Consider the following 20,881-nt stretch of genomic DNA (forward strand, 5'->3'; position numbering starts at 1 on the left):
AACTCATACCCCAAAGCGACCGTAGGTCGCGACCTCATACCTCACAACCTCTAGTCCACCAGCACCGGGTTAAAGTTTTCCTTCCACGGGAGGCCGTACTTGGTGAGGGCTTCCATGAACGGATCCGGATCAAATTCTTCCACGGTATGTACGCCCGGCTTGTTCCACTTGCCGGTGAGCACCATCATGGCGCCGCACATGGCAGGCACACCCGTCGTGTAAGCAATCGCCTGGCTGCCCAGTTCCTTGTAGCATTCCTGGTGGTCGCAAACATTGTACAGGTAGTAGGTCTTGTCCTTGCCGTCCTTCTTGCCCTTGAAAATACAACCGATGTTCGTCTTGCCCACGGTGCGGGGGCCGAGGCTTGCCGGGTCCGGGAGGAGAGCCTTGAGGAACTGGATAGGCACGATTTCCTGGCCCTGGAAGTTGATGGGCTGGGTGCTGAGCATGCCTACGTCTTCGAGGCAGCGCATGTGGTCGAGGTAGCTCTGGCCAAACGTCATGAAGAAGCGGATGCGCTTCACACCTGGGATGTTCTGGGCCAAGGATTCGATTTCTTCGTGGTGCAAGAGGTACATGTCCTTCTTGCCCACTTCGTCGAACACGTATTCGCGCTTGATGCTCATGGCTGGGATTTCAACCCAGTGACCCTTGCCGTTTGCGTCGGTGTCCCAGTAGCTGCCCGGAGCGGAAACTTCGCGCAGGTTGATTTCGGGGTTGAAGTTCGTCTCAAACTTGTAGCCGTGATCGCCGCCGTTGCAGTCGAGAATGTCGATTTCTTCGATGGTGTCGAACTGGTGCTTGAGGGCGTAGGCGCAGTATGCCTGGGAAACACCCGGGTCAAAACCGGAACCGAGCAGTGCCGTGAGACCGGCCTTTTCAAACTTTTCTTTATAAGCCCACTGCCAGCTGTAGTCGAAGTAGGCGCTGAAACCCTGTTCCTTGCAACGCTTGTCGTAGACCTTGCGCCACTCGGGATCGTCGATGTTTTCGGGCTCGTAGTTCGCCGTGTCCATGTAGTTCACGCCGCATTCGAGGCAGGCGTCCATGATGGCCAAGTCCTGGTAGGGGAGCGCGATGTTCATCACCAGGTCGGGCTTGTATTCCTTGATGAGCTTAGAGACATTTTCGGCCTTGTCCGCATCCACGGCGGCAGTCGTGATGACCGTCTTCGTGTTCGGGCGCAGTTCCTGAGCGAGCTTCTCGCAGTTTTCGCGGTGACGGCTAGCGATGCAGATTTCGCTGAAAACTTCGCTGCAGGTGCAGCACTTCTTGATAGCAACCGTGGCCACTGCGCCACAACCGATAATCAAGGCTCTTGCCATTTCAAAGGCTCCTTATAAGGTTATATTCTATTGAGAATAAATATAGAAAAGAAAGATTGTCTGACTACCGCTCGTAGTCTTGCATATTTATTACAAAAAAGAAAGACGGGTTCTTCAAAAGAATCCGTCTTTCGTGGGACCTCCGGGACTTGAACCCGGAACCCGCGGGTTATGAGTCCGCTGCTCTAACCAATTGAGCTAAAGTCCCGATAGTGCGCCAAATATAGTCTTTTTTTTCGGAAAAAGGGACGTTAAAGTCCGAGTTCCCCAAAAATCAGCAGGTATTTGGAAATGGTCCTGCACCATTCGTAATGGAACCCGCTGTAGGCGTTCACCACGCACTTGTCCCAGTCTTGTACTTCGGTCTTGTAGACATTCAAGGCATCCTTGACACAGCGCAGCATCTGGTGTGGGGCGTTGGCATCGTCGACGAGGAAGGCGTTTGCTTCGCCGGCAGTTTCAAGTGCGTAGCTCGTAAGCATTGTAGCAACACCCACAGTGCGGCCTGTCAGGGGGAGTGTGCCTGCTGCCATGGCCTTCAGGATGATAGAAGAAGACGGTTCACGGAGATTGGCAGCGAACAAGGCATCGGAGCCTGCAAGGGTGTCGCGCAACAGAATGATTCCGTCGTCCTTGTCGTTGTCCAGGTCCTGCAGGTACATGTTTTCGGGATACTGCTGGGCGAAGTCCTGGTAGTAACCCCATTCGCTGTTGTTTGACGAAAGCCCGATGATGATGAAGATGTCGAGTCGCGTGATGTCGGAAAGAACGGTGGCAAGCGTTTCCGAAGTGTTGCCGGCTTCTTCATCGAGATGAACATAGAGCACCATGCGGTTCTTGAAGTCAACTCCCAACTGACTCTGCAACTTGGCTTTGGCGCGAGCCTTGGCCTCCTTGATGGGCAAGTTGTCGTTGAGATTGAAATCCCAGACCTTGTAGCTTACGCCGAACTGGACGCCGATAAGCTTGTCGGCGCAACGGTTCAAAAATCCGCTAATGCCACCGGGCAAGTTGGTATTGAGCATGGCGTCACGGTAGCCCGGCGATGGGAACAGCACCTTGGTGGCGTACAGGATGCCTGCCTTCAGGAGGCTGACCTTGCCCCAGAACTCGTAGCCGTCCATGTTGAAATCCTTGGCAGGAAGTCCGATCTTTTCGATCTCGCTTGCGGCAATGTGGAAATCGTAGGTGATGTTGTGGACGGTGAAGAAAAAGGGAATCTTTCCCGCGAAATCTTGGTAGGTGGTCTGGGCGAGGGCGCCCGCGAGAGCTCCACCCCATTCGTGGCCCAGAACGGCCTGGCACTGGAAGTGCGAGTCTTCGGCGTAGGCAAGTGCCGCCGATGCGAGGAAGGCGAACCGGATGTGGTTGTCTGTATACGGGGCGCTTTGCGGTGGGCCATATACATAGGGCCTGCCGAAGTATTCTTCGTTATATATGTAGGTGTGGAGAGGGTCCTTTTCGGATACCCAAATTTCATAGGGTTTGTTCTGCAATTTTTCGACACCCTTGAATACGCAATGGTAGGAGTCGGTGTCTGCAAGAAGGCTTTTGAAAAAGGGCGAACAGGTTATAACTGTAGTCCCGGCGCTAGCGAAAGCGTCGGTCATGCGATTGACCGCAGTCGCCAGTGGGCTGGTTTTTCTCCAGTTACCGGCTTCGGGGCTTACAACGAGGATGTTCATCCTTTATTGACTCTCCAAACAAAAATTTACTTACGAAGTAAGTTTAGCATAAATTTATTTAATTATTTTTAGAATGAAAGTACCAAAAGTGTTTTTTTGCGAAAAAAAGCTTTTAATCTATCTATATTAGTTGAAAACATCAACTGAAGGAATCAAAAATGAAAAAAATGCTAATCGCCTCTTTGGCAGCCGCAGTCGCTTTTACGATGGTCGGTTGTAAGGGTACCAACGAAAAGCGTGGTGACGAACACCTGAAAGAAGGTCGTTATCGCAATGCCATCAATTCTTATCTCGAAGCTAAGAAGAAAGGCAGTATGTCTGATGAATTTTATGATAACTTCACGCTCGCCCTAGTGCGCGCTGCCGAAGCCGAAGCCAAGAAGGACTTGAACAGCGACCTGATCAATGGTTACTTTGACAAGGCTTCCGTGAACATGGCTGATGTCCAGAAGGCCGAAGTCGTGGAAGAATATGTGACCAAGCTCGCTACGATCGGTAAGCAGCAGGCTGCCCAGGAAGGTATGGACTATGGTACAATCGTGAACGCTTTTGCAAAGATTGATTCCGCTCTCGTGACCGCCAAGGCGAAGGGTGCTGGCGAAGCTGCCGTAAAGACCATTCGCACCGAAGCTGAAAATGCCTATGTCGCAAAGAACCTCTCTGATGCCGTAGGCGAATCTGACCCGGTGGTGAGCGAATACCAGATTATGAAGATTGCTGAAATGGCTCCGGAAAACGCCGACGTGAAGGCCGCTTTGAACAAGAGCCGTAAGGGCACTCGCGGCTACTTCCTGATTTTCGGTGAACAGATTGGTGAACCGGTTAGCCGCCGTATTGACAAGTGGGGCTACGTGATGGCTTTCCCGACCATCAAGATGGCTCCGGGCTCTCTCTCTGGTGAACTCCAGTTCTGGGCCTCGACGGGTAACAACACCGAACTCGACCCGTCCAAGATCAAGGTCGTGTCTACCGATGGTCGTGAAGCTATTGCCAAGGCTAGCGGTGGCTGGTGTGAAGCTGAAGTCCTCGTTGGCAAGAAGGGTCAGGAAAAGATTGAAAAGAAGAAGCAGGCTATCAAGGGTGGCAAGGGCAAACTCATGAACGAGTTCCAGTGCTCCGTGAATGTCTCCTTCTCCTTCCCCAAGGATTTCGTTCCTGACTACGTGGAATACAAGGACGAATACGGCATCGGCCGCAAGTTCCTCGGTCAGTAATAACGGCTTTGAGGTCGCGCTAAGCGCTCTGAGCATTGAGCTGTGAGCGCTCAGGTAAAACCTTAAATTTTTTGAAAGGCGAGAGCAATCTCGCCTTTCTTTTTGTTTATAGGTGGGAAAATAAATAGAGGCTAGTTTCAGGCTGAGTTTAGGCCGACTGCGAAATTAGTGACGAACGAGCCAGGCGTTACCCCGGAACTGGTCCGGGGCAGGCTCTTGCTGGCGTATGAAGCCCGTTAGAAGGGGCCGTGAATACAAAAAACACCGAGCAAAACCTGGTGAAGAATGCTTTATGCTGGAGCTCCAGTCCGTGAGTAACAAACGCCTCGTATTAACGAGGCGTGGTTACGAGAGCGAGCGCTCTGGGTACGTACTTTTATGATTGGGCGTGAGCGGTCTAAAAACTTGCCTTGCCGCTCAGACCGAGGGAGAATCTTCCCTTGCCGAACGGGGTGTTGTCCGTGTCGGTGAAGTTGTAACCGTACCAGATAACGATTTCGGTCTTCATGGTGGGGTAGAGGTAGTGGTTCATGCCCAAGAAGGTGAAGTCGTCCTTGTGTTTTTCGACATCGGGGTCGTGGTATTCGTAGCTCACGCCCATCGTGTACTTCTTGTGAATGTTGAAGCTGGGCTCGATGGCGAACAGCATCTGGTCGTCCGTCATGAGCTGCGGAGCCGCGTCGTATTCCTTATCGGTGATGGTGTAGGCGAACGTGGCGGCCAGGTTGAAGATGGCGTAGTTCATGCTGGGCTCGAGCAAGAAGGAGTGGACGCCCTTGCCCTTGTATGGATGCAGGCCCCAAACGACATAGATGTCGTAGTTGAACTTTTCGTAGCTCTTGCTCCAATCGACTTCGGTACCTAGAACATAGGTGTGAGTACGATCGATTTCGGAACCGAACACCCAGTCGAGGCTGGGGGTAATAATCAAGTGCTCGTCAGTGTGGTTTAGGAGCGGAAATGCGTAGGTGGCGAACATGGCGATGGTGTGGTCCGTGTTGTCGGATGCACCCAGGTAGAAAGAACCCTTGCCGTATTTTTCGTTGCCGACATCGAGACCGACACCGCGCAGCTTCTGTTCACGGGTGATAACGGCGTAGCGAGAAACATCGCGCCAGAAGTAGTAGTTGTACGCACCTGCACTGTAGGTCATGTCGCCAAAGACGAGGCTCACCTGGTGGCTTACGTCCCAGCGGAACTGGACTCCGTCGAAATCGAAGGAGTTGTTGCGGCCATCACTGCCCATGGCGGTTGAACGGGCAAGTCCGTGGCGAACCTCGGATTCCTGAAGGTCCCCGTTCTCGTTGACGAATGTGCTATGGGTTGTTCCCATGACGATGACAGAGATGTTTTCATCAAGATGGGCATGGAGGGCGAGGTCGATATCCTGGTTCCCTGCGTTGGTGGGGTCAAAGTCGCTGTCAAAATAGCTGGCATAGTCCATGTTTACGTCGCCGTGGACTTCGATGTCAGCGGCGAACGCAGCAGTGAACGCTACCATAGCCAGGGGCAAAATCAGTTTGCGCATATCAGTTTCCAATAAGAATTGAATTTTTTCTTGTGCAAAGATAGAAATTTCCAAGGAGGAAAGCCAATTGACGAAGACCGTAATTTTGTAAATTTGCCAATATTCCTTATTATATGGAGTCCTGAAATGCGCCGTTTGTTTCATTTGCTTGCACTGGCACTGTTGTTTGTCGTGGTTCCTACCATGTCGATGACGGCTGACCAGGCCATGGAAAAGTCAAAGGCTTGGTTCAAGTCGGGGAAAGCCTGGAGTCTCGATTTCAGGGTTCAAGTGTTCTATGCGGATTCCCCGGATATCGCATCCCAGAACGGAAAGCTCCTCGTGGCTGAAGGCAACCGCTTTGTCCTAGACATGGCGGGAATCAAGTTCTATAGCGACGGCGAAAGCCTGTGGCAGCACAACATGGAGCAAAAACAGGTGCTGATCAAGTCTGTCGAAGACTTGTCGAGCTCCCTGCACCCGTCGGAGCTTTTGTTTAAGTATCTGAACTGCAAGGCAAAGGAAATTTCGGAGGGGGAATTTGCAGGAGAAAAACTGTGGGTGCTGAAGTTGGATCCGTCCAAGTACGCAGGTCAGTTTACCCAAATGGAGGTTTGGCTTTCCAAGAAAGACTTTTCGCCGAAGCGTCTTTACACGGTGGATCCTTCCGGGAACGGTTCCTGGTACAATATTGTGAATTTGAAGGTAATGAAGTCGGTCGCCCCAGAAGACTTCAAGTATAAGCCGCTCAAGGGAGTCGATGAAATTGACATGCGGTAAGGCGCGTGGAGATTCTGCATCGCTAAAAGGATGTTGATGATGCTGATGAAAAAATGCTTGATGACGATATTGCTGGGAGGGTTGTCTGTTGCCTCGTATGCCGCGGAGACGCTCTTTAGCAATTATGCGCTGAACGTGAACGAAGCCGGAAAGCCCGGTGCGCTTTGGGTGTTTTCCCGCGGAGACATCTATAGCGGCGTAACTCTTTTGAATTTGAATTTGGGAACGTCGGGTGTGCAGGTCGCAGGCTCTGAACAGGGCCAGGTCTCGGATTCCATGACAGCGGTACAGGACGGCATATTTAGCGATGTGCTTGCCGAACATAGGCGGACTCCGTCGGTCTACGCTGGAAAGTTGGGCTACGTGCTTCCGATGGTTGGCCTCGATGACGATGGCAATCATCTACAGCCGTCGGGATTCTTGTCGGTGCGCGGTGCGGAAAACATCGTCGAGACTCCGTTTGATGTCTTTGAAGCCATGGAAGATCTTGACACGGCCATGCATTACGCTGTGAGCGGTTTCGCGTACGATTCTGTCCATAAGCAGCTTTGGATGGCGCGCGGGGCAGCGGGGCTTGGTCTATATGATTTTTCGGGAAAGAACTCGGCGAAAAAGGAAAATTATGCGCTGAATATTTCTTCTGAGACATTGGAACTTGCCAAGTCCAATTACAAGTGGAGCGCCAAGAAAAATCCATATGTATTCGATGTGGAGCTGCATCCCGAAACGGGGGAGCTTTGGCTTGCAACATCGAAGGGGCTTTGGAAGCGTAGTTCGGATGGCAAGGTCACGAAGGTTTCCGTCAAGTTGGATACGATGGCTCGCGTGACGGGCCTTTGGATGGGCGGGAACCCGCTTCAGATTATTGCGGAAACGTCTTACAAGGAAAAGGAATCGGTGAAGGGCGCCTTGTGGGTGCTCCGCCAAAAGGCGAAGGATTTTTCGAAGGTGGCGTTCCTGGATACGGCGGGAAAGGCTCAGAAGAAGGATGTCTATGATGACGCGGACTACACCGTGAGCGGAGTCGCCTTTATCGGAAAGACGGCTTTTGTGGCGGTAGGGACTTCGGGCGGTTCTGTTAGCGGATATCTCAAGCTGGATTCAGCGGGAATCCGTGCGTGGGACATGGATGAAGACGGTAGAAACCAGTGGCTTTACGGCTACGAGACCGGGGCTACGGACCGCGATGCAATCATCACATCCATCTGTTCGTTCCCGCTGAAGAAGAATTTGACGGGTCTTGCGATTGCGACTTATGGCAACGGAATTTCGGTGTCGGCCGACTCCGGAAAGACCTGGTCGACGATTCTGAACCGAGCGAAGCTGGGCGGCAACCTAGGTTCCATCCGCATGGTCCCTTCGGTGATTACGGCAGGGGACCAGTCGCTGGTCTCTTATAAGGTCGGCAAGGAATCGAAGATTACGATTGACGTGTTCAGCTACGATATGCGGAAAATCCGCACCATCGTCAAGAATGCGCCACGCGATGCGGACGCTTCGCGAAGCACGAATCCGAAAGAAGACTTCTGGGACGGAAAGGATAAGACGGGTAGGCCCTGCACCATGGGTGTCTACTATGTGCGTGTCAAGGACAACCACGGCCATATCGGCTGGGGAAAGGTGATGACCTTGGGAGGGCACAAGTGATGATGCTTAGACGGAAAAATTTTGCTTGCTGTCCTTGGTTTGCCGCTGCCTTGGCAATTTTGCTTGTATCCCCGGTCTTTGCAGGGAAACGCGCGACGCTCGGTAGCTTCGATGGCTTTGTGGAACGCATGGGCGCGGGTACGCGTGAACTCGGCCGTGGCAACACGGGTTCTGCCGATACGGCTTCGATGCCGGCGGCCTATTGGAACCCTGCCATCCTTGGTTTCCGCGAAAACTTTGCCTATACGTTGAATGCCGAAAAGCGCGACTTGGACCGTATGGGCGGATCTCTAGGCCTGGAATCGAAGATTGGAAAGCGCATGGGGGTAGGCTTTGCGATGCTTTACCGTGGCGACTTGAATTTCGACGTGATTAACGAAGATGACGAGACCATGGGAACGGCGACACCTTACTTTACCATGATGTACTTGGGCTTTGCCTACCGTGCTACGCGTCGAGACGCATTCGGCCTTTCGCTTTCGATGAGCTACGACAACCTGGACATCGCGGAATACTACGATGGCGTGGAACTCGTCGATGACTACCGCAGCCCAGTAACGCTCAACCTGAGTTGGCTTAGGCAGTGGAATGACAAGTGGTCTACTTCGGTCGTAATTCGCAACTTGAGCTTTAGCGAAAACTTGTCTGCAAAGTGGAGCAAGAATACGAGCACAGACAATTCTGTCGCAAGCACCGATGGCGTGCGCCCGAAGGTTTTGCAGATTGGACTTGGCTACCGCACCAAGCTGCTTGGCAAGTCGGCCTACGCCTGGATGGAAGCGATTGATTACCAGGTGGCCGACGAGTTCCTGGCTTTTGATCCGGATCTGCATGTGTGGACGGGCCGCGTCGGCTTTGAATATGAAGTGATTTCCGATGGTACTCTTCGCCTGGGCATGGATGATCTCGACTGGACCGTTGGCGCAGGCTACAAGTTCAATATTCGCATCGGGAAAAAGAAAGTTCCCTTTGACGTGAACTACGCCTTGATTTACGAAACGGAAGCGGGTATCTGGACTCCGCTCAGCTTTGGTCTGCGGGGCTACATTCCGTGATTTCCAGAATCCACATAGAAGGCGTCCGCAGCCTTTCTGCGTTCGAGTGTGAATTCGGACCTGGCATCACGGTGGTGCATGGCGCAAACGGTTGCGGCAAGACGACGCTTTTGGAATCGGTCCATCTGCTTTCGCAGGGATTCTCTTTCAGGGCTCGCGACCTCAAGGAACTTATCGCCTGGAAGGGGGAACTGTTCCTGATTCGTGGCGAGTTTGAAGAGGAACGTTCGGCAGGCCTTGTGAACCGTGCCGTCCGCGTGGGTCGCCGCAGTTGCGAAGTGCGCGAAAACGGAGAGTCGCTGAAGTCCCCGACGGCTTTTTTTGGAAGCCTTCCGGCGGTGGTGATGCAACCTTCGGATATTGAACTTTTGCGGGGAGCCCCTGAAGTTCGCCGCAGCTGGCTCGATGAAATCCTTTGTTTTCGCTCGGCGGCGAATGCATCTATCTTGAGACGCTACCGTCGCGTGTTGCAGCAGCGCAACAAGTGGCTTCGCGATTACAAGCGTAATGACGGTGCGCTCCCTGTCGGCGGCGAGGAACTATTCCATATTTTGACGGAGCAGTTAGTAGACTTGGGAGCAAAGCTTTGGGCGGCCCGATTGTCGCTGTCGAAGGAGATTTCCCCTGTCATTACGGGGTATTACCGCAGGCTTTCGGGCGGCGTCGATGAGATTACCTGTGCCTACAAGAGCTCAATTCTTAAGGAACTCGATGCGCTTGACGGGGCGGAGTTCCTCGACGGTTCCGACTTAGATCGAGCCGCATTGGTTGCTGAAAGTGGAGCGCCCTACCGCATTGCAGACAATATCTCGGGTGAATGCGACGATGGCACCGTTGACGAAGAATCGCTGCGCATAGCCTATGGTCGCAAGCTCTCTGGGCTTGAAATTGCGGAGAAGTCCTTTGGTGGCACCTTGGCGGGGCCGCACCGCGATGACCTTGGCGTGTGCATCGGCGGGGCCGAGATGCGTTCGTCGGGATCGCAGGGGCAGTGCCGTTCTGCTGCCGTCGCCATGCGCTTTGCTGCGGTCGATGTGGCGAGCCGCTACCTGAGCAAGCCGATTCTTTTGCTGGACGATATCTTTGCGGAACTAGACGTTCACCGCCGCGATGCGGTCGCCTCTCTGATTCGTGAAAAGGGCTGTCAGGTAATTATTGCGACTCCACAACTAGAAGAAATGCCCTTTACGCCCGATGCCGAAATCAAGTTGGGCAGCTAGTCCTTAAAAAAATGCCCCGAAGAATCGGGGCGTTGCGGGGTGTCCCCGCTAGAGAGGGTGGCGAGCAATGAAATGCGAGCCAGGGGGAAACTTCCCCCAAACCTCGTTCAATTACTTCTTCAGCAAATCACGAATTTCGGTGAGAAGCTTTTCTTCGGCGCTCGGTTCAGGAGGTGCGGGCGGTTCGGCAGGCTTCTCTTCTTCTTTCTTGCGCATGTTCTGCACGAAGCCGAGGAACTTCTTCATGACGATGAACACCACGATGGCAACGATGAAGAAATCGACGATATTGCCGATGAATGCACCGTACGGAATCTGTGCGCCGGAAGCGGTTGTGTAGGTGAGGGCCTTGAGACCTTCGCCGGCACCTTCTGCACCACCAGCTGCGATAAGGGCGTTTACGCAGGGCATGACGATGTCGTTGACGAAGGAGGTGACGATTTTGCCGAAAGCACCACCGATGATAACACCGATGGCCATGTCGACGATATTGCCCTTGAGAGCGAAGGCTTTGAATTCTTCGATCAGGGATGTAGCTTTACCTTTGATACCCATATTGGTTCCTTTTGTTGAAGTTAAGATAAAAATATGTTTAAAACATCTCTTTGGCAAGAGTGTTTTCTAAATTTTGTGCGCTATGTCATGGTTTATTCTGGCCCTTCTTTCGGCGTTCTTTTTAGGCTGCTACGACCTTGCCAAGAAAAAGTCGGTGCAGGATAATGCTGTCCGCGTGACGCTATTCCTGTGTAGTGCCTTTTACGCCCTTTTGATGAGCCCCCTGCTTTTGACGGGGCACTGCGAAAGCATGCCCTTGCAGAGCCATTTCTACTTGTTCGGTAAGGCCGCCATCGTGGGTGGCAGCTGGATTTTGACTTATAATGCCCTTGCGCACTTGCCCCTAAGTATAGCGACAACCATTCGCGCCCTTGCCCCGGTATTCACGATTTTTATTGCAGTCACGTTCATGGGGGAGCGCCCCTTCGCCTTGCAGTGGGTGGGGGTTGCCGTTTGTATTTGCTCCTATGTGGCTTTGAGCCTTGCCGGCCGCAAGGAAATGGGACATTTCTTTAGCAATGGCTGGGTCATCTGCATGGTGCTGGGAACAATCCTTGCGGCATGTAGCGGCGTCTACGATAAGTTTATTCTGCAACGGATGAAGTTCGACCCGCTGACGGTGCAGGTGTGGTTCAGCATCTACATGATGCTCTGGCAGTTCGTCATTTGTGCGGTGACCTGGTATCCTAGGCGCCACAAGGCGACTCCTTTCCAGTTCCGATGGTCGATGCTCTTGGTGGCTGTTCTTTTGATTATTGCGGACCGCTGCTACTTTGTGGCGGTGAGCGATCCCGATGCCCTGATTTCGATTATTACGGTGTTCCGCCGCTCCAGCGTGATGATTTCGTTCTTTGCGGGGCTATTGTTCTTCAAGGAACGCAAGAGCAAGATGAAGTTCGTAGCACTTCTAGGCGTGATTCTAGGTATCTGCATGATCGCTCTCGGGAAGTAGCAATATGATAGGCATTACCGGTTCCATAGGTGCGGGCAAGTCCCTGGTCGGTGCGATTTTGCGGGAACGTAAAATACGCGTCATTGATGCTGATGTCGCGGTGCATCACCTGTACCGTGACAACCAGGAACTGCGTAGTGCGATTGCCGCTGGATTTGGCGCGGACATGCTGACCGAAAAGGGAATCAGCCGGGGGCGTATGGCGGAACTGGTCTTTAAGGATCCTTCGGCACGGTTGCGACTTGAATCGCTGGTGTATCCGGTGTTGACGGATTATCTGCTTCGGGCAAACCCTGCCTTTGTTGAAGCAGCCTTGTTCGAAAATGTTCCGAAGCTGGTCGAGCGTCTCGATGAAATTTGGGTGGTGACCGCTTCTGAAGGTGTTCGCTTGAAGCGCCTCATGGAAAAGCGGGGGTTCAGCGAAGAGGATGCGCGTCGACGCATTGAACTGCAGCGCTCTCGCGACAGCGAGGAATATTGGCAGCGCCTTTTCCCCGGTAAGAGGCTTCGTTTTATCGATAATACCCTTGATGAAGATCACCTGCGGACGCAGGTTAAAGATATTCTGAAGTAGTCATCTCCTTGCTGAAATAGAAAAATGCAGCTCCAACGGAGCTGCATTTTCAGGAGGGATTGGGAGTGTTCTGTTTGGATTATCTTGAGAAATTTAGCGGATGCGTCGGCCACCGAGATTGACGTAGCTCTTTACGCCGTTTCTGTCGGTGATTTCGATCTGGACCTTCTGTCCGCGGATGACGAGTTTCTTGCCGGCAGCCTGTGGGGCCATACGGATGCGGTTCTTGGCAGCAGGGATCGAAGTGAGCTTGTAGGTTGCTTCTGTGGGGGTCTTGACATCGTAAGCGGATCCTGTGCTTGCAATGGCTTGGATGCTTCCGATGACATAGGCGAAGGGGGCGTTCCAGTTGATGGCTACTTCGTTTGTTGCGTAGCTGCAGGAGTTGTCGTAATAGGATGTTGCTACGGCGTTCTTATTGTTGTACTTCTTTGCACAGTCCGTGGCGTCGGCGTTGGGGCCACCTGCAATCATACCGGGGACGGGGGCTTCGATGCCATCGGCTTGGCTCGGGCGATGATGCGGGCTCATGACGGGGTTTACGCCGAAGCCAGTGAGGTAGGACTTGTCGAGCGGGTTCCTGCCCAAAACATAGTCCACGATGCCCAGGGCTGCGTTCAGGTATTTTTCGTCCTTGGTAAGGATGTAGGCGTGCATAAGGACCATGGCTTTATTGGATGCAACACCATTGGAACCCCAGTAGAAGTCTCCCTTGGCAAGGGCCACGCCATAACCATTGTTCGTGAGCGACTTGACATAGCCATCGGCCATGGAGGTAATGATAGCCTTGGCGGAGTCAACCATTTCGGCGTTAAAGATGTCGGGGTTGGTGGCGATGGTGAAGATGCCCAACATGTAGCTGTTCTGCCAGCTCTGGAGAGAAGCCTTCTTCTGGTTGATGGGAATGTCCTTTATGCCGTTCAACATGACGGTGTCGCCACTGACGCGGTACATTTCGACGCTAGTCCAAAGCCTACCCGTCCAGGCGAGAGCTCCAGTATAGGAACCTGTTCCCACGTCGCTCGGCTGCTTATAAACGGCGCCGGGGTTTGCCAAAGCCCACACATAAGCTTTTTGAGCTTTCTCAATGCACTTTTCGGCAAAATCTTTGTCGTAGGGCTTGTAAATTTCGGAAGCGAGGGTCATGACGGCTGCAAAGTTCCAGGTGGCTTCAACGCCTTTACCGATGGCGAAACGCTGGGCGGTTGCCTTTATGGGCATCACAGAACCTGCGAACTGCTTGGTGGTGAGCTTGTGGAATACACCTCCGTCGTCATCTTGCATAGTGAGCATCCATTCGAGATTCCAGCGGATTTCGTCGAGGATGTCGGGAACATCGTTCTTGCTTTCGGGAATGTTCAGGTCGAGAGTCTTGAAGTATTCCTTGTTGTGCTGGTAGAGCTGCAGCAAGGTGTAGGTGGAAATGCCCGAGTTGACAATGTACTTGCCGTAGTCGCCGGCGTCGTACCAGCCCTTGGAGCCGTTAAAAGTTGCATCGGTATCGGTCTTGCCGGTAGATGCGTGGTACTTGACGCTGGTGTCCGGGTGACCTGCGGCACGGGCGTAGGCGCCCGCATATTCTTCGGTAAGTTCCATGGATGCGCGCTGGAAGTAGAAGAACTTGAGCGATGCCTTTGCCGCTTCTTCAAGAGCATTGTCGGCGATGGTGATGGGGTGGCCGATTGGCTCGTCGCCGATGTAGGCCTGATACACGCCTTCGGTTTGGATCTCCGAAAAATCGATCAAGGATGCTGCGGTGTCGCCTGCGGGAATCCATGTTTCGGCAGCCGGAGCGGTAACTTTGAGAACTTCGTTGCCGCTAGAGGTTTTGAAGACGATTTCCTTGCCTTCGGCGCCGACAACGGCCATCTGTTTCTGGGATTTGGTGATGAAACCTACCTGGTTCTGGTAGGCGGTTGCGGCAAAAATGGACGAGGCGCCCAGAGCCGAAAGCGTAAGTACCGATGTAAAAAGCTTGGAGATTTCCATAAAACATCCTTTTGTTTATTCCAAATCTAAACCTTTTATGGGGTGGTAGGTAGGGGGTTCGATAAAGAAAGTGTTTTCAGTTGAAACCAAGGTTTTACCTCTTCAGTTATCTATATTTGTGGTATGATTCTTGACTTGCATATCGAAAAACTCGTGCAGGGTGGCGAGGGAATGGGGCGTATGCCCGATGGCCGCGTTTGTTTTGTGCGGGGTGGGCTCCCTGGAGAGTTGTGCCGGGTGGAATTATTGCAAGACAAGAAGGATTTCGCTCGGGGCCGCATAGCAAAGATTATTGAAAAAAGTCCAGACCGCGTAGAGCCCCGCTGCCCGCTATATGGCAAATGTGGTGGCTGCAGCCTGCAGCATTTGTCAAGTGAAAAGCAGGCTTTGTACTTGGAAAAAGTCGAACGTGAAAATTTCAGGCGCCTTGCCCATGCGGAACTTCCTGAAAATTTCAAGATTTGGACGGGGCCTGCTTGGGGGTATAGAAACCGTGCCCGAGTCGTCATCTACAAGAAAAAGGGTGGTGACGTTTTGTACGGATTCCGCATGCAAAAAAGCAACGGGGTTATCCCGTTTCAAAACTGCCCGGTGCTTACGCCTGCCCTCAATGCGTTCCTCAGCGAAAACGCGACAAAAATTTTTGATGAATTTAAACATCATTCTAAGTCGTTTGAGTTAGATGTGAATCTATTCGACAATGGTAGGGGCGAAATCAGCTACTACTATAAGGGAATGCCTGCGTCGGAATTCAAGAGGAATGCCTCAAGTGTCGTGGAAATTGTGGATTCTAAGATCTGCTCCGATGCGTCGGTATTCTTCCAGAGTAACCTTTCCCTGTTGCCGGCTCTAGTGCAGTCGGTACAAAACGCTGTGGACGAGGGAATTGCAAGTGGCGAAGCCTGTGACGAATGGCTCATCGACCTATTCAGCGGGGTGGGCTTCTTTGCTACGGTTTTACGCAATCGGTTCAAGCGGATTACCACGGTAGAGCGAGATGACGGCTGCCTGAAACACGCCAAGGAGAATCTCTCGGGTGGAGGTAATGTTGAGAATGTCTCGGCGCCTGCGGAGGACTGGCTCGCAAAGAATGTGGTGGATTGTCCTGCCACCTTGATTGTGGATCCGCCGCGCACAGGGCTTCCGCCAAGCGCCTTGGAAGCCATTGTGAAAAGTTCTGTTAACAGAATAATCTATGTTTCTTGCGATCCGGTGACGCTCGCCCGCGATTTTACGAGGTTCCGCGACACGGGTTTTACCTTAAAAAAAGCGGAGGGTTTCGCTTTTTATCCGCATACACCACATTTAGAAATGTTGTTTGTGCTTTCTCGCTAGCCGAAAAATCCTGAAATTTCTAGTTTGTTAAAAGAAAGTTTGATGGAGGCTTGTATGAAAAAGTGGTTAATGATGCTTTCAGTAGCTCTGGTGGGCCTGCTTTCGGGCTGCCATGTAGAAAAGACGGCTATCGTATGTGGCAGGGAATGGAATCCAGCCCTAGAGGTGGTTGCCGATACGGCGAGCGAATTCGAAATGAAGGATCCGTTTATTGTTCAGTTCCGCTATGGGCAGAATTTTGACTTTGCGAAACTGAAGACGACATTCTTTGAAGGAACTTTGGCCAACCGCGGCCCTGAAATTTGGACGCACGAAGTAGCTGTGAGCGAAAAGATGGGTGTCTATACGCTTCAGGGCAAGTCCCGCCGCGGAGGGCTGATGACGGCGCGTGAACTGACCCGCAAAAAAGAACCGGGCTCCATCGTTATCGAAGTTTCGGGCGACGGCAAGGTTCTTGCCACAAAACAAATCCTTTTGACTAAGAATCGGTAATTTATGAAATCTCTATGCCTATGCGCTATCACAGCTGCCCTTGTCCTTGGCGGTTGCGGTGAATCCAAGATTAATGTCCAGTACAAGCTCTCGGAACCTGTTCAGGTGGAACTCTATGCCGAAGGATATTTTTCGACCATCGACTTGAAGGGCGATGAAAAGGTGGGAACGAGAACCGCTGCCTATGCGACGCTTTTGTATTCCAATGTGGGAGACACCTTGAAGGTTCACCGTGAATATGTGATGGACAAGTCTCAGGGTTACCTTAAGAACTACATGCCGTCAGAACTTGCTTGGCGAGTGAAGTCCGTTGATATGACGGCGGTCGACCGCGAAGTGAAAAATGTGGAGGGGCTGGATGCGGGCTACGATTCACTTTTGACACGCATTCCTATGCCGGAAGTCTGGCGCAAGCAGCTCTTGAACCCCGAATACAAACCACATTTGAAACGCCTTGAAAAACACCGCTGGGAAATGGACCACATGCTTCTGGGAGAAGTTCCGACTAAGGGAAACATCACGCAGATGCTCAAGGATCAGGGACGCCTGAACTTTGCTTTGATTAAGGTGGATTCCGTGGTGGTGAAGGGCTTTGAAAACCGCGACCATCGTCGTTGTCTGGACTATGTCGTTTACCTGCAGGAGACGGAGAGTTTCCCCTATTACATCTGGGAGCAGCATGTGAACAGCAACATTGTTCCCGAGGGTTTCAAGAAGTACAACAAGGGGCTCAAAGCGGAATACCAGACCCAGTTCGAAGTGATGATTGATCCTACGACTGGCGTCCCCTGTCAGGAACGCGAGGTGAAGGTCGGCACGCACACGATGGTGAACCCCGATACCAAGGATACTGCTACTTTCAAGAGCCAGATTACGCTGGAACGCCTTTATACGGTTAAGAAACTTGATGCAGAGGGTCAAGAAAATTAAAGATGCGTAAGGTTGCCTACTTATCCCTTTTTTTCCTGAGCACCCTAATGTTTATGGGGTGCGCGTCGCATCCGTCACCGCAGCAGACGATGGTCGATGATCGCTATATGGTCTACAAGGAAATGTACAAGGCTTATAGCGATGCCGAGAAGGATTACCTGAACCTTCTCTTTAACATCGAACGGATGCCCGAAGAGGAAGAACTTTGGATGATCAAGCGCGATCGAATGCTTGAACTGATGCAACTTAAGGAACTGATGCTGAATGCCCGCGCCGAACTGGACCAGGCGATGCAGGAGTGGGAACGCCACATGATTGACCTCCAAGCGGAGCAGAAACAGGCTCAGGTGAAGAAGTTCAACCCGAATTTCACAGGGAAGGACGCGGAACGAACTAGCCCCGGCCAGCTGCTTCCGGGCGAAGTCAAGCCGAAGCAGAAGTACGGCGAACTCTAGCAGATTTTTTTTCTGAATCGCTTGCTTTTCTGAGAAAAATTGTATATCTTAAGGAAAAAGAGCTTAATTCGGGAGAATCCTATGGGAAAGATCATCAAGTACGTAGCCATTGCCGCCGCATGCATCATTTCGGCTTTCGGCGTGTATTGCCTTATCAAGTATTCTTCTGCTGACGACAAGCTCGAAGACAAGTCAGAAGAGTAGTTCTATACGCACTTTTTAGAATTTAGCGGTTGCAAGAAGCATCCGCCTTTTGTCGTATAAATGATTTTTTCCGTTAAAATCATCTCTCGTCACTCGTCTTTCGTCTCTCGTCTTTCTACATTATCCACATGAATTTTCTAAACAAGAAGCCCGCATTTTTCGTGGCGGTTTCCGCCATTTTCCTTGGAATTTTGCTGATCGTGTTCCGCGACTTTGCGTTCGACCCGAATCAGCTCATGCTCAACAGCGACCAGCTGAACGGTATCGGTAGCCGCATTCTGCGTGCCGAAAGTGCTGTGCTCACGGAATGGGACGATTCCCGCCTGGGTGGCGTTCCGACCATCGACGCCTTGTTCGCCGACGCTTACCATCCGCTGGTGTGGGTGCAGTTCCTGATGGATCCGGCCCGCGCCGTGGGCTTCAAGTTTATCCTCACGCTGTGGGTGGCCTTTATGAGTGCCATGGCTCTCGCCTGGAACCTGACGGGGAACCGCTGGTGGGCGGGCCTCCTCGGCATGCTTTATGCGTTCTCGCCGGAATTCTTCACCTACCTCTACGGCGGCCACGACGGCAAGATGATGGTCTTTGCCATTGCGCCTCTTACGCTGCTTGCGATTCGCAAGGTGGTACGCTCGGGTAGCATTCCCTATATGATTGTGCTTGCGCTCTCGGTCGCCTGGATGATTTTGGGTTCGCACCTGCAGCTCACTTACTTGTTCCTGTGGGGGGCAGGCCTTTATACGCTTTACGAAGTCGCCTTCCATTGCGATGCCCTGAAGACTCGCGGCAAGCGCCTTGGCCTTGCTGCAGTGGGCCTCGGTTTTGGCCTTGCGCTTTCTTGCTTCCAGATTGTGCCGCCTTACATGTACACGACCACGCAGTCAGTGCGCGGTGACGATAGCCACACCAATTACGGCCACGCCGTCAGCTGGTCCTTGCACCAAGAAGAAATGGCGCAGATTCTGTTGCCGGGCTTTGTGGGTGTGGACGTTTACGAACAGAACGAAAAGACGGGTGACCTCGAAGGCTCCTCTTTCGTGAGTTTCTCGATGGACGAATACCGCAAGTTGCAAGGTGGTTCGCCGTTCTACTGGGGCCACAATGCGTTCAAGCTGGACCATAACAATGCGGGTGCGCTGTTGACCTTCCTCGGATTCCTTTGCCTGTTCTTGCCGGGCAAGCGCCGCTATGCGGCATTTTGGGGCCTGGGCGCTGTCGTTGCCTTGAGCTACGGCATGGGCGACCATTCTCCGCTGTTCAAGCTGTGGTACAATGTGCTCCCCGGTGTCAAGAACTTCCGCGCTCCGGGCATGGCGCTGTTCTGGTTGCCGCTCTTGTTGGTGATGATGGCGGGCCCGGTACTTAAGGCTTTGTCTGCCGAGAGCAAGACTCCCGAAGAAGCCGCCGAAGCCGAAGATAACCGTCGCGCCTTGTTGCATGGTTCTGCCATGTACGGCGTGCTCCTGGTGCTTGCGTTGATTGCCCGTTTTGCCTGGACAACCTTTATTGGTCCTGTCGGCTTGGTGGTGATGATTCTTTATGCCGCCCTTTGCCTTGGCGTAATGAGCCTTGATGACCAGAAGAAAAAGCTTACTATCGCAAACTTGACCGAGGCTTTCCAGAAGGGCCTTCCGGGAACTCCGCGTGCACTGCAGGCTTGCATCTTTATCGGCTTTGCCTATCTCGGCGTGATGCTCATGAGCGGCCAGAAACTTTTGGAAGATCCGATTACCGCTCCATACTTTAAGCCGCTGAACGAAATCGTGATGAATGCGACTGCCGGCAAGGCTGTCCCTGGCTTTGTGCTGGTGCTGGTGATTGTCGCGGTAACGCTCTTTGTGGCAAAGTGGAAGGCTCCGGTGGCCCACAAGGCGGGCGTTCTTGCGCTTGCCGCAGGTATCGAACTTTTCTTTATCGATGGAGCGTTCATCCAGAATGTTCCGGCAAACGAATACTTGCAGCCGACTAATCCGGTGGTTGCCGCCATCAAGGCTCCGTACAAGAGTGATTCCTTGAATACGCCGCGCGTGCTTTCGCTTTCCCGCAACAAGGCCTTGAGCGGAAACATTTTCTCGCAGTACCACATGCGTAATGCTGACGGCATTCACGATAACGAACTGGCGAGCTACCGCGCTTTCCGCGGCGGTCAGCAGGATGCAAACTACCTGATGAATATCAATGACCCAACGGCAGTGCACCCGTTCCTTGACTTGATGAACGTGGGCGCCATCATTTTTGATAGCCGTCAGGGAACGACCTACATGCCGATTCCGACGGCGATGGGCGAGGCTTACCTTTACGGCGAAGCAGTGGTGATGGATGATTCCGCTGCCATCAAGACGCTCCAGACTCAGGCTGCAATCCGCGAAAAGAAAGTTGCAGAATCGGTGGCAGAACCTGCTGCGGACTCTGCCGTTACGACCGCCGATAGCGCTGCCGCCGATAGCGCTACCGCTGATTCCGCTGTAGCTGTGGCTCCGGCAAAACCGGCTGCCCCAGAATTCGGCGATGAACCGGGCAAGTTCTTCTACCGCGAAAAAGTTATTTTGTCTGAAACTCCGGAATTCGACGGCAAGGGTAGCGTGGCTGCCAAGGGTCCGATCCAGGGGTCTGCAAAACTAGTCGCAAGCCCCAAGATGGATACGCAGGTGTTCAGCGTGAATGCGGACCGCGAAGGCTTCATGGTCGTCGCCGGCAACTATCACCCGTATTGGAAGGCTTACGTGAACGGCAAGGAAACTAAAGTCTACAAGGCGTTTGGAACCTTGCGCGCCGTGCAGATTCCGGCTGGTAACTCCGAAGTCCGCATGGAATACCGCAGCGACCCGTTCCACAAGACTGTTTGGGTGACGCTCGTTGCAGTAATCGCTCTTGTTGCAGTCGGCGTGCTCTCGCTGGTGCGCTGCCGCAAGCAGTAATTCACAGAGTGAACATTGTAATGAAATTTAAAAGGACTGTCGTG

Annotated in this window: 18 protein-coding genes and 1 tRNA gene; 13 read left to right on the forward strand and 6 right to left on the reverse strand. The window is 52.7% G+C overall.

Translation table 11 applies throughout. The features are described from left to right. Positions 1-50 precede the first annotated feature (50 nt). From ACKI61_RS08885 to ACKI61_RS08895, 3 genes are all read right to left on the reverse strand, one after another. The gene (locus tag ACKI61_RS08885; RefSeq protein ID WP_407457380.1) at positions 51-1,325 is read right to left on the reverse strand and encodes a saccharopine dehydrogenase family protein; all 1,275 of its coding nucleotides are present in this window, start codon (positions 1,323-1,325) and stop codon (positions 51-53) included. Between the two features lie 134 nt (positions 1,326-1,459). Continuing rightward, positions 1,460-1,533, reverse strand: a tRNA-Ile gene (locus ACKI61_RS08890). A gap of 43 nt (positions 1,534-1,576) precedes the next feature. Then, positions 1,577-3,010, reverse strand: a complete 1,434-nt coding sequence (locus tag ACKI61_RS08895; RefSeq protein ID WP_407457381.1) for a glycogen synthase — start codon at positions 3,008-3,010, stop codon at positions 1,577-1,579. A gap of 158 nt (positions 3,011-3,168) precedes the next feature. Between ACKI61_RS08895 and ACKI61_RS08900 the strand changes: the two genes are divergently transcribed. Next, positions 3,169-4,224 (forward strand): hypothetical protein, encoded by a 1,056-nt coding sequence (locus ACKI61_RS08900; protein ID WP_407457382.1) that lies wholly within the window; start codon positions 3,169-3,171, stop codon positions 4,222-4,224. 397 nt (positions 4,225-4,621) lie between these two features. Here ACKI61_RS08900 and ACKI61_RS08905 read toward each other — a convergent pair whose 3' ends face one another. Continuing rightward, complete coding sequence (locus ACKI61_RS08905; RefSeq protein ID WP_407457383.1) at positions 4,622-5,752, reverse strand: hypothetical protein; 1,131 nt, start codon at positions 5,750-5,752, stop codon at positions 4,622-4,624. A gap of 126 nt (positions 5,753-5,878) precedes the next feature. Between ACKI61_RS08905 and ACKI61_RS08910 the strand changes: the two genes are divergently transcribed. The 4 genes from ACKI61_RS08910 to recF are packed head-to-tail and all read left to right on the forward strand — an operon-like array spanning position 5,879 to position 10,433. Further along, positions 5,879-6,511 (forward strand): LolA family protein, encoded by a 633-nt coding sequence (locus tag ACKI61_RS08910; RefSeq protein WP_407457384.1) that lies wholly within the window; start codon positions 5,879-5,881, stop codon positions 6,509-6,511. Positions 6,512-6,550: 39 nt separating this feature from the next. Further along, a complete protein-coding gene (locus ACKI61_RS08915) occupies positions 6,551-8,158 on the forward strand; it encodes a hypothetical protein (protein WP_407457385.1) in 1,608 nt (535 codons plus the stop codon). Continuing rightward, the gene (locus tag ACKI61_RS08920) at positions 8,158-9,213 is read left to right on the forward strand and encodes a hypothetical protein (protein ID WP_407457460.1); all 1,056 of its coding nucleotides are present in this window, start codon (positions 8,158-8,160) and stop codon (positions 9,211-9,213) included. The genes ACKI61_RS08915 and ACKI61_RS08920 overlap by 1 nt, the downstream gene beginning before the upstream one ends. Beyond that, positions 9,210-10,433, forward strand: a complete 1,224-nt coding sequence (recF, locus tag ACKI61_RS08925) for a DNA replication/repair protein RecF (protein WP_407457386.1) — start codon at positions 9,210-9,212, stop codon at positions 10,431-10,433. The genes ACKI61_RS08920 and recF overlap by 4 nt, the downstream gene beginning before the upstream one ends. A 111-nt stretch (positions 10,434-10,544) precedes the next feature. On the opposite strand, the gene mscL is transcribed toward recF, so the two are convergent. After that, complete coding sequence (gene mscL, locus ACKI61_RS08930) at positions 10,545-10,988, reverse strand: large conductance mechanosensitive channel protein MscL (RefSeq protein WP_407457387.1); 444 nt, start codon at positions 10,986-10,988, stop codon at positions 10,545-10,547. Positions 10,989-11,070: 82 nt separating this feature from the next. On the opposite strand from mscL, the gene ACKI61_RS08935 reads away from it, so the two are divergent. Together ACKI61_RS08935 and coaE are read left to right on the forward strand one after the other, a co-directional pair. Next, positions 11,071-11,940 carry an EamA family transporter gene (locus ACKI61_RS08935; protein ID WP_407457388.1) on the forward strand — a complete coding sequence of 290 codons (870 nt, stop codon included), beginning with the start codon at positions 11,071-11,073 and terminating at the stop codon, positions 11,938-11,940. 4 nt (positions 11,941-11,944) lie between these two features. Beyond that, the gene (coaE, locus tag ACKI61_RS08940) at positions 11,945-12,514 is read left to right on the forward strand and encodes a dephospho-CoA kinase (protein WP_407457389.1); all 570 of its coding nucleotides are present in this window, start codon (positions 11,945-11,947) and stop codon (positions 12,512-12,514) included. A 93-nt stretch (positions 12,515-12,607) separates the two neighbouring features. Here the strand turns inward: coaE and ACKI61_RS08945 are convergent, their stop codons facing one another. Next, positions 12,608-14,503: a glycoside hydrolase family 9 protein gene (locus tag ACKI61_RS08945; protein ID WP_407457390.1), complete on the reverse strand. Its 1,896-nt coding sequence runs from the start codon at positions 14,501-14,503 to the stop codon at positions 12,608-12,610. A gap of 123 nt (positions 14,504-14,626) precedes the next feature. Here ACKI61_RS08945 and ACKI61_RS08950 point away from each other — a divergent pair, with 123 nt between their 5' ends. From ACKI61_RS08950 to ACKI61_RS08975, 6 genes are all read left to right on the forward strand, one after another. Beyond that, positions 14,627-15,838 carry a class I SAM-dependent RNA methyltransferase gene (locus ACKI61_RS08950; RefSeq protein ID WP_407457391.1) on the forward strand — a complete coding sequence of 404 codons (1,212 nt, stop codon included), beginning with the start codon at positions 14,627-14,629 and terminating at the stop codon, positions 15,836-15,838. A gap of 54 nt (positions 15,839-15,892) precedes the next feature. Beyond that, the gene (locus ACKI61_RS08955; RefSeq protein WP_407457392.1) at positions 15,893-16,330 is read left to right on the forward strand and encodes a hypothetical protein; all 438 of its coding nucleotides are present in this window, start codon (positions 15,893-15,895) and stop codon (positions 16,328-16,330) included. A gap of 3 nt (positions 16,331-16,333) precedes the next feature. Next, entirely contained in the window at positions 16,334-17,260 is a 927-nt protein-coding gene (locus ACKI61_RS08960) for a hypothetical protein (RefSeq protein ID WP_407457393.1), read from the forward strand. 47 nt (positions 17,261-17,307) lie between these two features. Next, positions 17,308-17,715, forward strand: coding sequence for a hypothetical protein (locus tag ACKI61_RS08965; protein WP_407457394.1), 408 nt, complete (start codon positions 17,308-17,310; stop codon positions 17,713-17,715). A gap of 81 nt (positions 17,716-17,796) precedes the next feature. Continuing rightward, positions 17,797-17,919, forward strand: a complete 123-nt coding sequence (locus tag ACKI61_RS08970; protein ID WP_298768196.1) for a hypothetical protein — start codon at positions 17,797-17,799, stop codon at positions 17,917-17,919. A 128-nt stretch (positions 17,920-18,047) separates the two neighbouring features. Further along, the gene (locus ACKI61_RS08975; RefSeq protein WP_407457395.1) at positions 18,048-20,837 is read left to right on the forward strand and encodes a hypothetical protein; all 2,790 of its coding nucleotides are present in this window, start codon (positions 18,048-18,050) and stop codon (positions 20,835-20,837) included. The last annotated feature ends 44 nt before the right edge of the window (positions 20,838-20,881 follow it).

It is taken from the genome of Fibrobacter sp. (genome assembly GCF_045601785.1).
Lineage (GTDB): Bacteria > Fibrobacterota > Fibrobacteria > Fibrobacterales > Fibrobacteraceae > Fibrobacter.